The organism is Vibrio sp. OPT46 (assembly GCF_015163535.1).
GTDB classification, from domain to species: domain Bacteria; phylum Pseudomonadota; class Gammaproteobacteria; order Enterobacterales; family Vibrionaceae; genus Vibrio; species Vibrio alginolyticus.
This window is the reverse complement of the sequence record NZ_JADDYG010000508.1, coordinates 1-339: the sequence shown is the minus strand read 5'-3', so window position 1 is coordinate 339 and position 339 is coordinate 1. Positions and strand designations below refer to the sequence as shown.

Genomic DNA, 339 nt, shown 5'->3' with positions numbered 1-339 from the left:
TTTGGTTACCTTTTTGTGACTAATCCCACTTTATATGCAGAAAGTTGCAAAAAAATAGCCTTCAATTCTGTAATTTTTTTTCTTTTCGGTGGCGAATTCTACCACTGAATGAATCCAATATCACTGTTTAAGAATTGTCTTAGGACAAGGTTTTATCGAGAAATATTAATTTTTTGGATCGAAATAAATGGACTTGAAAGTTTCGGTTTGACTATAATAAGTTTCACATCGAAACTTAAAGTCAAAACTTAAATGTCGAAACGAAATACTCAATTAAGAAGACACGCCATTTCTAACTTGGTTTCTGAACTAGGAGAAGTCAGCGTTGATGAACTTGCT

General features: G+C 32.4%; 1 pseudogene. It reads left to right on the top strand.

The features are described from left to right. Positions 1–252: 252 nt before the first annotated feature. A pseudogene (locus IQR33_RS20935) lies at positions 253–339 on the top strand (XRE family transcriptional regulator); the annotation flags it as partial.